9 protein-coding genes and 4 tRNA genes are annotated in these 11,864 nt (G+C 68.4%); 5 read left to right on the top strand and 8 right to left on the bottom strand.

Features of this window, described 5'->3' with window-relative positions; all coding sequences use genetic code 11:
- The first annotated feature begins 101 nt into the window (after positions 1-101).
- Positions 102-314, top strand: a complete 213-nt coding sequence (locus QOL99_RS10575; protein ID WP_285523690.1) for a hypothetical protein — start codon at positions 102-104, stop codon at positions 312-314.
- 75 nt (positions 315-389) lie between these two features.
- On the opposite strand, the gene QOL99_RS10570 is transcribed toward QOL99_RS10575, so the two are convergent.
- The 8 genes from QOL99_RS10570 to QOL99_RS10535 all read right to left on the bottom strand — a co-directional run bounded on the left by QOL99_RS10570 (position 390) and on the right by QOL99_RS10535 (position 10,987).
- Positions 390-2,174, bottom strand: a complete 1,785-nt coding sequence (locus QOL99_RS10570; protein WP_285523688.1) for a M3 family oligoendopeptidase — start codon at positions 2,172-2,174, stop codon at positions 390-392.
- A 49-nt stretch (positions 2,175-2,223) separates the two neighbouring features.
- Positions 2,224-2,904, bottom strand: a complete 681-nt coding sequence (locus QOL99_RS10565; RefSeq protein WP_285523687.1) for a phosphate signaling complex PhoU family protein — start codon at positions 2,902-2,904, stop codon at positions 2,224-2,226.
- Positions 2,905-2,944: 40 nt separating this feature from the next.
- Positions 2,945-3,706, bottom strand: a complete 762-nt coding sequence (pstB, locus tag QOL99_RS10560; protein ID WP_285523686.1) for a phosphate ABC transporter ATP-binding protein PstB — start codon at positions 3,704-3,706, stop codon at positions 2,945-2,947.
- 36 nt (positions 3,707-3,742) lie between these two features.
- On the bottom strand, positions 3,743-4,531 hold the full coding sequence (gene pstA, locus QOL99_RS10555; RefSeq protein ID WP_285523691.1) for a phosphate ABC transporter permease PstA: 789 nt from the start codon (positions 4,529-4,531) through the stop codon (positions 3,743-3,745).
- 74 nt (positions 4,532-4,605) lie between these two features.
- Positions 4,606-5,613, bottom strand: a complete 1,008-nt coding sequence (gene pstC / locus QOL99_RS10550) for a phosphate ABC transporter permease subunit PstC (RefSeq protein WP_285523684.1) — start codon at positions 5,611-5,613, stop codon at positions 4,606-4,608.
- A 162-nt stretch (positions 5,614-5,775) separates the two neighbouring features.
- Positions 5,776-6,810 carry a phosphate ABC transporter substrate-binding protein PstS gene (gene pstS / locus QOL99_RS10545; RefSeq protein WP_285523682.1) on the bottom strand — a complete coding sequence of 345 codons (1,035 nt, stop codon included), beginning with the start codon at positions 6,808-6,810 and terminating at the stop codon, positions 5,776-5,778.
- 389 nt (positions 6,811-7,199) lie between these two features.
- On the bottom strand, positions 7,200-9,068 hold the full coding sequence (locus QOL99_RS10540) for an ABC transporter ATP-binding protein (protein WP_285523680.1): 1,869 nt from the start codon (positions 9,066-9,068) through the stop codon (positions 7,200-7,202).
- On the bottom strand, positions 9,065-10,987 hold the full coding sequence (locus tag QOL99_RS10535) for an ABC transporter ATP-binding protein (RefSeq protein ID WP_285523678.1): 1,923 nt from the start codon (positions 10,985-10,987) through the stop codon (positions 9,065-9,067). Before QOL99_RS10535 ends, QOL99_RS10540 begins: the two co-directional genes overlap by 4 nt.
- Before the next feature lie 344 nt (positions 10,988-11,331).
- Here QOL99_RS10535 and QOL99_RS10530 point away from each other — a divergent pair.
- The 4 genes from QOL99_RS10530 to QOL99_RS10515 all read left to right on the top strand — a co-directional run bounded on the left by QOL99_RS10530 (position 11,332) and on the right by QOL99_RS10515 (position 11,698).
- A tRNA-Thr gene (locus QOL99_RS10530) sits at positions 11,332-11,407 on the top strand.
- A gap of 42 nt (positions 11,408-11,449) precedes the next feature.
- A tRNA-Tyr gene (locus tag QOL99_RS10525) sits at positions 11,450-11,535 on the top strand.
- A 3-nt stretch (positions 11,536-11,538) separates the two neighbouring features.
- Positions 11,539-11,611: transfer RNA gene (locus QOL99_RS10520), tRNA-Gly, on the top strand.
- Positions 11,612-11,623: 12 nt separating this feature from the next.
- Positions 11,624-11,698: transfer RNA gene (locus QOL99_RS10515), tRNA-Thr, on the top strand.
- Positions 11,699-11,864: the final 166 nt, after the last annotated feature.

The raw sequence follows: 11,864 nt of genomic DNA, 5'->3' as shown, positions 1-11,864 counted from the left end.
GCACGCACTTCTCGCCCTCTCGACCTAAACTGCAAGATGTCAGTCTACGTATCCGCTGATCTCTTTGAACTCTGCTTCCGCTAAACGGACGGGAGGTCTGTATGCAGATGGACTATCGGCTCCGTGACATGGCTTTCCGTCAGCAGTACCACGACGAACACGGGCTGTTCAGCCAGTGTCTGTATGACTCAGCCTTGCCCTACGACCGCCCCCTGCGCTTTCCCAGCCTGAGCGGGTTGATGGCGCGGGTGGAGTCGCGCCTGCGAAAGGGCGTCCGGTCTCTTTGGACCCCGGCCCAGCCTGCACGGGCCTGACGCCCCGCCTCCGACCAACAACCGAGGCCCCGGAAGCCAGCTTCAGCTTCCGGGGCCTCGCCTTATGGCCTGCGTTCAGGCCGTCGCCGCTTCATACGCCGCGATCTGCCGCCGGATCACGTTCAGGCTCCCCTCCCAGAAGTCGGGTGCGTGGAGGTCAATGCCGAACCCGGCGGCCAGGGTCCGGGCGTCGGCCAGCCCGGTTCCCGACAGCAGCTCGTCGTAGCGGCGCTGGAAGTCGGCGGCCTCGCCCCGCTCCTTCGCCGCCTGGTACTGGGCGTACAGCCCCAGGCCGAACAGCAGCCCGAAGGTATACGGGTAGTTGTAGAAGCTCAGGCTGTAATAGTGCGGCTTGACCGCCCACATGTAGGGGTGGGTGCTCGCCAGCGCGTCCCCGTAGGTCTCGCGCTGCGCCCAGGTCATCAGGTCGCCCATTTCCTGCGGCGTGAGGTCACGCTGCGCCCGCCCCTCGAACACCGCCCGCTCGAACAGGAAGCGCGAGTGGATGTCCACGACGACCTGCGCGTGCCCCAGCAGTTGCGTCTCCAGCACGTAGAGGCGCTCCTCACCGGTTGCCCGTTCCAGCGCCGCGTTCTGGACGATCGTCTCGCAGAAGATCGACGCCGTTTCGGCCAGGGTCATCGGCGTCTCGCGTTGCAGGGGCGTGCGCGGGGCCTTGAGGAGGTTGTGGTAGCCGTGCCCCAGCTCGTGCGCGAGGGTGGACACGCTGTCGAGGCTGAGGTCGTGGTTCATCAGGATGCGGCTCTCTTCGCCCTGCCAGCCCATGCAGAAGGCCCCACCCCGCTTGCCGTCGCGCGGCCCGGCGTCGATCCAGTTCTCGGTAAAGGCGCGGGCGGCGTAATCCCCGAGTTTGTCCGAGTACGAGCGGAACTGCTCCTCCACGAAGCGGGTCCCGGCCTCATAGGTCCACTCGGTCTGCGAGCGGCCCACGGGCGCGAAGAGGTCCCACCAGTCCAGCCTCGGCTTGCCCAGCGCCCGGGCCTTCGCCGCGAAGTAGCGCCGGAAGTCGGGGAAGGACCGCACGACGGCGCCCTGCATGGCGTCCAGTGTCTCGCGGTCAATGCCGTGCGTGAGCAGGCTGGGCGCCACCGCGTCGGGAAAGCCCCGGCGGGCGGCCAGGGTGCCTTCCTCGCCCTTGACGCCGTTGAGGGCCGCCGCCAGGACCACCTCGGCGCCTTCCCAGACCTTCAGTTCGGCTTCATAGGCGTCGTGGCGCACGCGCTCGTCGGGGTCAGTCGCCAGGGCACGCAGAGCGGTCACCGGGAGGGACTCCCCCCGGAACTCGCCGCGCAGCTGGCTGGACACGTTGCCGTGCAGCTTGGACCAGCCGCCCGCCCCACTGGGCCGCAGCCGCGCCGCGAGGTCCTCCTCGTCCGGGGTCATCTGGAATTTGGCCCGCTCCACGCTGCGGCGGATCAGGTGCTCGTGCTCGCGGGCCACCCCGGACTGCTCAAGCAGCGCCTCCACGTCCTGCCCGCCCAGCCACGCGGTCAGGCGCGAGCGCAGCGGCCCCAGCGGCAGGGTCAGGGTGGTCAGCTCGCCCATCTTCTGCTGGGCGAGGGCGTCGCGGCTGTCGGTGGTGACGAAGGCGGAAATAAACCCGCGCAGCGCGGTCAGGCGCGTCATCAGCGCGTTCAGCCCGCCCAGCACGGCCTCCAGGCTTTCCGGGGTGGCGGCGTCGCCCTCCTTGCGGACCCCAGAACGGTCGAAGGTCGCCTCCAGCGCGGCGACTTCCTCCCGCAGCGCGGTCAGGTCAGCGCCGAGGCGGGGGTCTTGCAGGCCCGCGTAAAGGTCATCGGTGCGCCAGCGGGGAAGCTCGCGGGATTCGGTTGTGGTCATGGGGGGAGGCTAGCAGAGGGACGGGGAGCGGCAGGGTCGGCCAGATGGCCTAGGAGAGGGGCCCGGCCGCAGTCCTCCCGGCCCCCTGACCCTCCACCAGCCCCAGCACCCGCTCGGCCACATTGACCAGATGGTCCCCCAGGCGCTCCAGGCTGCGGGCCATGCGGCTGGCGGCCAGGGCGATCTCCACGTCGTCGGGGCGCTCGTGGAGGCGGGTCAGGCTGGTTCGCAGCATCTGCTCGTACAGCACGTCCACCTCCTCGGCGTCCAGCCGGATCACCTCGCGGGCGGCCGCCGCGTCGCGCTCGGCAAAGGCGTAGGCGAGGCGGTCGAGCATGGTCGCCAGCAACGTGATCAGCGGCAGCACGTCCTGCAGGGTGGCCGAGCGGGTGCGCGGGGCCAGCCGCTCGAGGTCGCGGGCCACCCCGAAGGCGTAGTCGCCCACCCGTTCCAGGTTGGTCAGGCTGCGAAAAACCAGCAGGTGAAAGGCGAGGTCGCCGGGCGTCAGCGGCCGGGCGAAAGCGGCGAGGCAGGCGTCTTCCAGCTCGCGCTCCAGCGCGTTCGTCTCGCGCTCCAGTTCCCCCGCGCGGGCGGTCAGCCCGGCGTACTCGGCGCGGCGGGCGGCGTCGCGCACGGCCTCCAGTTCCTCCAGCGCGAGGCTGAGCATCCGCAGAAAGCGGGCGGTCACCCCACCCGTCATCCCGTCTGGACTCGCCACGCTGCCGGTCATGGCCGCAGTATCCCCCCGGACGGTGCTCGGGGGGTCAGGCTCAGCCAAACCGCCCCGTCACATACGCCTCGGTGCGCTCGTCGCGCGGGCTGGTAAAGACCTGATCGGTCACCCCGTGTTCCACCAGGTCGCCGTTCAGGAAAAAGGAGGTCGTGTCCGAGACGCGGGCCGCCTGGTGCATGTTGTGGGTCACGATCAGGATGGTGGTGACCTTTTTCAGCCCGGTCATCAGGTCCTCGATGCGGGCCGTGCTGGCGGGGTCCAGCGCCGAGGTCGGCTCGTCCATCAGCAGCAGTTCGGGCTCGACGGCCAGCGCACGGGCGATGCACAGGCGCTGCTGCTGGCCCCCCGAGAGGCCCGTCGCCGGGGTCTTCAGGCGGTCTTTCACCTCGTCCCAGAGGGCCGCCCCGCGCAACGAGCGTTCGGCCACCTCCATCAGCCGGGCACGGTCGCGCACGCCGGTCAGCTTCAGGCCGCTCACCACGTTGTCGAAGACGCTCATGGTGGGAAAGGGGTTGGGCTTCTGGAAGACCATCCCGACGCGGCGGCGCATGGCGACGGCGTCCACGCCGGGGGCGTACATGTCCTCGCCGTCGAGCACGATGCGCCCCGTCACGCGGGCGCCGGGGGTCAGGTCGTGCATGCGGTTGATCGCCCGCAGGAAGGTGGTCTTGCCGCACCCGGAGGGGCCGATCAGGGCGTTCACGGTGCCGCGCTCGATGGACAGGTTCACGCCGCGCACGGCCTGCTTGTCGCCGTAGTGGATGCTGACGTCCTGGGCGGTGAGGAGGGGGGTGGACATGGGTGGGGACTCCTTGGAGGTGCGGAGAGGATGGACTCAGCGGCGCCGACTCGCCCACCGCGCCAGCAGGCTGGTGGCGAAGATGATCAGGATCAGCAGCAGCGCCCCGGCCTTGGCAAGCCGCTGGTTCTCGTCGTAGGCGCTGGTGGCCCCCCGGAAGATCTCCAGCGGCAGGGCGCTCATGGGTTTGGTGGGATCGAGGCTGACGAGCGGGTTGCCGAAGGCGGTGAACAGCAGCGGCGCGGCCTCGCCCGCCACCCGCGCCAGCGCGAGCATCACGCCCGTCACGATGCCCCCGGCGGCGGCGGGCAGCACGATCCGCAGGATGACCAGCCACTGCGGCAGCCCCAGGCTCAGGCCCGCCTCGCGCACGGTCAGGGGCACCAGCTTGAGGACCTCCTCGGTCGTGCGGACCACGATGGGAATCATCAGGAAGCCCAGCGCGACCGCCCCCGCCAGCCCGGAAAAGCCGAACTGGAGCACGATCAGCCCGTAGGCCACCAGCCCCATCACGATCGCCGGAATGCCCGCCAGCACGTCGCTGAGCATCCGCACGGTGGGCATCAGCGGGTGCCGGGGATACTCCGCCAGGAAGATGCCGCCCGCCACCCCCACCCCGACGCCCAGCACGCTCGCCATCGCCAGCATCTGCAGGCTGCCCACGATCGCGTTCAGCAGGCCGCCGCCCGTCTCTCCCTCCGGCGCGGGCGTCCGGGTGAAGAAGTCGAGGTTCATCGCGCCCAGTCCCTCGCGCAGCAGGTAGCCGAAGATCAGGATCAGGGGGGCGACCACGATCACGGTCGAGAGGCCGATCAGGGCTCCCATCAGCAGGTTGCGGGCGCGGCGGGCCGGACTCAGACCGGGCCGGGACCGGGCGGGCAGGGCCGAGCTGCGGGCGCTCACTGAATTCCCCTGGGCGTCAGCCGCGCGATCACCACGCGAGCGAGGAAGTTCACCAGCACGCTCAGGAAAAAGAGACCCAGGCCCAGCGCCACCACGCTGGAGCGGTGCAGCGTCTCCTGCGCGTCCCCGAACTGGTTGGCGATCACCGAGGCCATCGTGCTGGCGCCGCCCCACAAGCTCTTGATGATGTCCTGGCTGTCCCCAATCACCATCGCCACCGCCAGCGTCTCGCCCAGCGCCCGGCCCAGCGCCAGAATCACGCCGCCCAGGATGCCCGCGCGGGCGTAGGGCAGGATGGCCCGCGAGATCACCTCCCATTTCGTCGCGCCCAGGGCGTACATCGCTTCACGCTGGTCCTGCGGCACCAGCCGGATCACGTCCCGCGCCACCGACGCCGTGTAGGGCAGGATCATCACCGTCAGGATCAGGATGGCGAGCGCCAGCCCCCGCCCGTCGAAGGCGCTGGGCACGAAGAAGCATTGCAGGGTGGTCTGCCCGCTGTTCCAGAGGTCCTGACAGCGCGTGTAGACCTGCAGGTTGGCGGGGTCCGCGAAGAAGCCCTGCTGCCAGCGCCCCAGGATGGGTGCCACCACGAACAGCGCCCACAGGCCGTAGACCACGCTGGGCACGGCGGCGAGCAGTTCGATCAGGTAGCCCACCGGGTTCGCCAGCCACTTCGGCGCGTACTCGGCCACAAAAAGGGCACTCGCCACCGCCAGCGGCACGCTCAGCACCAGCGCGGCGAGGCTGGTCACCAGGGTGCCGATCACCATCTGCGCCGCCCCGAACTGGCCCGTCACCGGGTTCCAGGTGCGCTCGGTATAGAAGCCCAGCCCGAACTCGCGCAGGGCGGGCCACGACTCGCGCCCGAGCTGGTACACGCTCAGCACGAACACCCCCACGATCACCGAGGCGAGCGCGAGAATCAGCAGCTGAAAGGTGCGGTCGCTGCGTCCGGACAGGGCGGCGCGGGGGGCGGGGCGGGGGCGCAGGGGTTCACTCATGGGGGCATGACCTCTGGAGGGCAGTTCAGCGCGTGGGCGTCAGGGCCACGTCAGGGCCACGTCAGGGCGCCGGGGCAATCGGAGCGGGCAGGGGGGGCGGATACAGGCAGCGAGCCGGGCGGCCCCCACTTCGGAGAGCCGCCCACCTGGAAGGTCAGGCGATCAGAGCTTGCCCCCGCCGTAGGTCATCGAGCCGATCAGGTTCCGCGCCTTGCTCGCCACCGCGCTGGGCAACTTCGCGTAGTCCAGCGCCTCGTTGTAGGCCTGTCCGCTCGTGACCATCCAGCCCAGCAGGTTCTTCAGGGCCCTGGCCTGCGCCTGGGTGCGGCCCCCGTACCTCTGTTCCCTGTAAAAGATCACGTAGGTGAAGCTGGTGATGGGGTAGGCGTCCCGGTTCGCGCTGTTCGTCAGGCTGACGCGGGTGTCGGCGGGGATGACCACACCCTGCGCGGCGGCGGAGGCGGGGCCGTTGTCGGCCAGCACGTCCTTGCCCGCGCGGTTGCGCACGCTCCCGTAGGGCAGTTTGTTCTGCTTGGCGTAGACCAGTTCCACGTAGCCGATCGCGCCGGGGGTGCTCTTGACCACGCCCGCCACGCCGTCGTTGCCCTTGGCCCCGGTGCCGGTGGGCCACTGCAGGCTGTTGCCCACGCCCACCCTGGTTTTCCACTCATTGCTGACCTTGCTCAGATAATCCGCGAACACGTAGGTCGTGCCCGAGCCGTCGCTGCGGCGCACGGCGGTGATGGGCAGGCCGGGCAGGGTGACGCCGGGATTCAGCGCCGTGATCGCCCTGTCGTTCCAGGTGCGGATCTTGCCCAGGTAGATGTCGGCGAGTACCCGGCCCGTGAACTTCAGGGGCTGGGTCACGCCGGGCACGTTGTAGGCGGGCACGACCGCGCCGATGGCGGTGGGCACGTGCAGCAGCCGTCCGGGGGCCGCCCGCATCGCCTCGTCGGTCATGGGGTTGTCGGACCCCGCGAAGTCCACGGTGCGCTCGGTGATCTGCTTCTGGCCCGCGCCGCTGCCCACCGACTGGTAATTCACGCTGACGCCCGTGCTCTTGCGGTACTCCGCGAACATCTTGGAGTAGAGCGGGTAGGGAAAGGATGCCCCCGCCCCGGTGATCGTCTGCGCGGCGGCCTGCGAGGCGGTGGCGGTCGTGACCAGGGCGAGCCCCAGGAGCAAGGTCTTCTTCATGGCTCCAGGGTGCGGTCCACACGTCAGGGCGGCGTCACCGGCGTGTCAGCGGGAGGTCAGGGCAAAGAGAGTGGGCGGCGAGGTCTCCCCCACCGCCCGGCCCCTCTGCCTGATCGCGGGACTCCGTTCCGTGGACGCAACAGAGAGTGTGCCGTCCACTCCACTCCGCCCGTTTCCTTCCCGGTTGCTCACTCTGTTCGGGTCAGGGAAGCCTCTCCGACCGGCGTTTCTAGAGCATTGGGCAGAATTACGGCCCCCGGGGAAGGGCGCCCCAGGTGCCTCCCCGAATGCCCAAAGCTCTTCTTCAATTCGCTCGCTCTGCTGCGCAGCTTTGCAAGTCCGCTCGGCCATCGAATGCGGAAACCCACCGCATTCTTATGGCAAATGCTCTAGTCCGCCGCGTCCCCCTGAGCGTATTGCAGGCGGTGCAGCCGGGCGTAGTACCCGCCCCTGTCCAGCAGCGCCCGGTGGCTCCCCTGCTCCACGATCAGCCCCCTACGCATCACCACGATGCGGTCGCAGTGCTCGATGGTGCTCAGGCGGTGGGCGATGATGATGGAGGTCCGGCCCTGCATCACCTTCAGCAGCGCGGCCTGGATCCGCAGCTCGGTCTCGGTGTCCACGTTGGAGGTCGCCTCGTCGAGAACGAGCAGGATGTCGGGGTTCTGGATCAGGGCGCGGGCGAAGGCCAGCAGTTGCTTCTGCCCGGTGGAGAGGGTCGCGCCGCGCTCGCGCACCTCGGTCTGGTAGCCGTCGGGCAGCGAGACGATGTAGTCGTGGACGCCCACGTACTTGCACGCCTCCACCACCCGCTCGTGCGAGATCCCGGGGTTGTTCAGGGTCAGGTTGCTCTCGATGGTCCCGGCGAAGAGAAACACGTCCTGGAGGACCACACCCACGTGCCGCCGCAGGTCGTGCTGCTGGAGGTCGCGCACGTCGTGGCCGTCCACCCGCACCGCCCCGCGCTGCACGTCGTAGAAGCGGCTGACCAGCGCCGTCACGCTCGTCTTGCCCGCCCCGGTCGCGCCGACGAGGGCCACACTCTCGCCGGGCCGGATGTCGAGGTCGATGCCGCGCAAAATCCAGCGGTCGTCGCTGTCGGGCGTGTCCGCCGTCACGTCCTGGTCATAGGCGAACCACACGCCGTCGAAGGTCACCCGGCCCTCGAAAGGGTCGAGCGTCGCCGCGCCGGGCTTGTCGGTGATCTTTTCCTCGGTGTCGAGCACCTCGAAGATGCGCTCGCTGCTCGCCATCGCCGCTTGCAGGTTGTTGAACACGTCCGCGAGGTCCTGGATAGGCTGGAAGAGATTGGTCGTCCAGCCGATAAAGGCCACCAGCGTGCCCACCGTCACGCCCGTCACGGCGGCGGCGTCCTGCCCCAGCAGCCGTGAGGCCGCGAAGTACAGCACCAGCGCGATCCCGATCTGGCCCAGCACGGCCATCACCGGCATGAACAGCGAGAACCACTTCACCGAGTTCTCGTTGGCGGTCAAGAGCGCCCGGTTGGCGTGGTCGAAGTCCAGCGCCATGCGCCGCTCGCGCCCGAACAGCTGCACGGTGGTCATCCCGGTGATGTTCTCGTTGAGCTTGGAGTTCACCACCGCCTGCTGAAAGCGGTTGTTGCGGAAGGAGTCGCGCAGGTGCCCCCGGAAGTAGTTGCTGGCGAAGTACATGAACGGCAGCACGCTGAAGCTCACCAGCCCCAGCCGCCAGTCCACGCTCAGCATGATGACCGCGTAGGCCACGATCAGGAACGCACTCTGGATCAGGCTGACCAGCCCGCCCGTCAGGAACTGGTTGATCGCGTCCACGTCGCTCGTCACGCGGGTGATCAGGCGGCCCACCGGGTTCTGGTCGAAAAAGGCCAGATGCAGCCGCTGGATCTTGGTGAACACGTCGGCCCGGATATCGCGCAGCACGTTCTGCCCCAGATACCCGATGGTGATGATCGAGCCGTACTGCACCGCGAACTCCAGCACCTTCAGGCCCATGTAGGTCAGCGCGGCGGTCGTCAGCGTCCGCAGCAGCGGCTCGCGGTCGGTGGTCACCCCATTGACGAAGGGCGTCAGCGCATTGTCGATGGCGTAGCGCTGAATCAGGCCGAACAGCGGCTGGATGCCTGAAAAGGCCAGCGAGAGCAGCACCGCGCCCACCACCAGCGCCAGGTACGGCCTGAGGTAGCGGAAGATGCGCCGGGTGAGGTGGGCGTCGAAGGCCGCCTTGTTGGGCTCGGGCGGAAGGGGAGCACCTGCGGTCACTTCACGGCCTCCTGGGGCATGGGCTGGTGTTCGAGTGCGTCGGCGGCGACTTCCGCGTCACGAATGGGCTCGTCGTCGGCATCGAGGTCGGACGCGAGGCGCTGGAGGCGTTCGATCTCGGCGTAGTGGCCCCCGGCGGCCACGAGGTCGTCGTGGGTGCCCTGCTCGATCAGCCGCCCGCCGTCCAGCACGACGATCTGGTCGGCGTGGCGCAGGGTGCTGATGCGGTGCCCGATCAGGATCACGGTGCGGCCCCGCGCCACCTCGCGCAGCCCGTCGAGGATACGCCGCTCGGTCTCGGTGTCCACCGCCGAAAGGCTGTCGTCGAGAATCAGGATCGCCGGGTCGCGCACGATGGCCCGCGCGATCGCCGTGCGCTGCCGTTGCCCGCCCGAGAGGGTCACGCCGCGCTCGCCCAGCACCGTGTCGTAGCCCTGCGGAAAGTCCTCCACGTCCCCGGCGAGGCCCGCCAGACGCGCCGCATTGCGCACCCGGTCCATGTCGGGATTCTGGGGAATGTCGGGCAGAGGCGGAGCGCCCACCACGCTGACCCCGGTGGGCACCTCCGGCAGGTCGCGGTTGCCCAGCCCGAAGCCGATGTTGTTGGCGATGGAGTCGCTGAACAGGAAGGGCTCCTGCGGCACCACGCTGATGTGGTCGCGCAGGGTGCGCAGCGGGATGGTCCGCACGTCGTGCCCGTCCACCCGCACCACTCCCGAGGTCGGGTCCATCGAGCGCGTCAGCAGTTGCCCCAGCACCGTCTTGCCGCTCCCGGTCGGCCCGGTGACCCCCAGGAACGTGCCCGCCGGGACACTCAGGCTCACGTCCTCCAGCACGGTGCGCTCGCCGTAGCGGACGGTCACGCCGTCAAACTCCACGTCGCCGCGCAGGGTCTGGATGCCGGGATTGGCCCGCCCGCGCTCATCGCGCACCAGGGCGCGGGCGTCGAACAGCTCGCGCAGGCGCAGCCACGACGACAGACCGCGCTGGGTGATCCCGGTGATCCACCCCACCATGAGCATCGGGAAGGCGAGACGCTCCAGCGTCCCCACGAACTGGGTGAACATCCCGATGGTGAAGGTGCCGTCCCCGTTCAGGATCAGCCGCCCGCCGACGAGCAGGATCACCCCGAAGGCGAGGCCCAGCAGCAGGTTCATCACGGACCGCAACGGCCCGTCCACCTTGATCAGCGAGATGTTGCGCCGCAGCAGCTCGAGGTTCATCGCGCGGTAGTCCCCGATCTCACGGTCCTCGGTGGCGTAGCCCTTGACCACCCGCGCCCCGCTGAAGTTCTCCTGCGCCTTGGCGGCGATCAGGCTGTTTTGCTCCTGCACGTGCGTGTGCCGCCGATTGATCTGCCGCGCCATGTAGGTCAGCAGCCCCACGATGATGGGCAGCAGCGCCAGCACGATCAGCGTCAGTTGCCAGCTCAGGCTGAACATCACCGCAAAGGCCGTCGCGAAGCCCGACACGATGTTGACGATCTGCCACGCCCCGAAGCCCAGCATCTCGCGCACGGCCCCGAGGTCCCCAGTCAGGCGGTTCATCAGGTCGCCGGTGCGGGCGCGGTCGTAGTACGGCTTGTCGAGACCCTGGAGGTGATGAAAGATGTCGCGCCGAACCTCGTACTCGGTCTGCCGCGAGGCGATCACGATCATCCGCCGCATGATCAGCATAAACAGGCCCGCCGTCGCGGAAGCCGCCACGATGCCCAGGGCATAGAGCCCCACCTGCGAGGCGGTGATGCCTGCCGTCGCCGCGTCCGCATCGGTCTGACCGGTCACCCCGTCAATGGTCAGGCGAATGAAGTACCACGGCAGCAGGTTCACGCTGTTGGCGATCACCACGGCCACCAGGCCGATGAGGTACTGGCGGCGGTGCAGCCGTAGATAGGGCCAGAGGGTTCGCAAACTGTCCAAGGGAGGGATACCTCGTGAGGGGAAAAGGAACGAAAAAGCGCAGGAGGGCGGGCAAATTCGGCCACCCGGATGGGCCGGAGAACCGTCAGTCTACGCCGATGGGCCTGGCGACAAATGCGCGATATGGCGGAGGTGCGCCGGGGGCGGACCTGCAGCTCGACTCCAGCCCAGCTTCATCGGAAAAGCGTGGCCGGGAGGGGCAAATCCCCCCCGGCTACGGCGCAGCGCGGGCGTGTTGACACCTTTGGGAACCGGTGCTACTATTCACAGCCGGAAGTCAGCGCGGCAAGCGCGAAACTTTCGCACCCAGGGCGGGGAATTCAGCCCTCAGGTTTAGGAACGGTGCCACCCTAGCTCAACTGGTAGAGCACCCGACTTGTAATCGGAAGGTTGGGAGTTCGATTCTCCTGGGTGGCTCCACACGGCCCTCGCCGTGACAATCCGGGCCGGGACGAGCAGGACGGGTAGGTGGCCGAGTGGTTAAAGGCGACAGACTGTAAATCTGTTCACGAAAGTGTACGGCGGTTCGAATCCGCCCCTGCCCACCACACGCGGGAATAGCTCAGTTGGTAGAGCGTCAGCTTCCCAAGCTGAAAGTCGCGAGTTCGAGTCTCGTTTCCCGCTTTTTTTCCTTCCGCTCTTGTAGCTCAGTGGTAGAGCACTCCCTTGGTAAGGGAGAGGTCGTCGGTTCAATCCCGACCAAGAGCTCCAGCCGGGAACGCGGCCTGCTTAACCAAGCGGGCCGCCTTTCCTTACGCCCTCCGGGTGACATGACCCGGGCTCCGGCCGGTATGCTGTTCAGGCTGGCTTGTTCCAGAAACACCCCCTTTCAGGAGGACATGATCATGGCAAAAGGAACGTTTGAGCGGACGAAGCC

Origin of the sequence: Deinococcus rhizophilus (genome assembly GCF_030271215.1) — a bacterium.
GTDB classification, from domain to species: Bacteria; Deinococcota; Deinococci; order Deinococcales; family Deinococcaceae; genus Deinococcus; species Deinococcus rhizophilus.
Note: the sequence above shows the minus strand (reverse complement) of the source record. Positions and strands in the feature narration are given on the sequence as shown.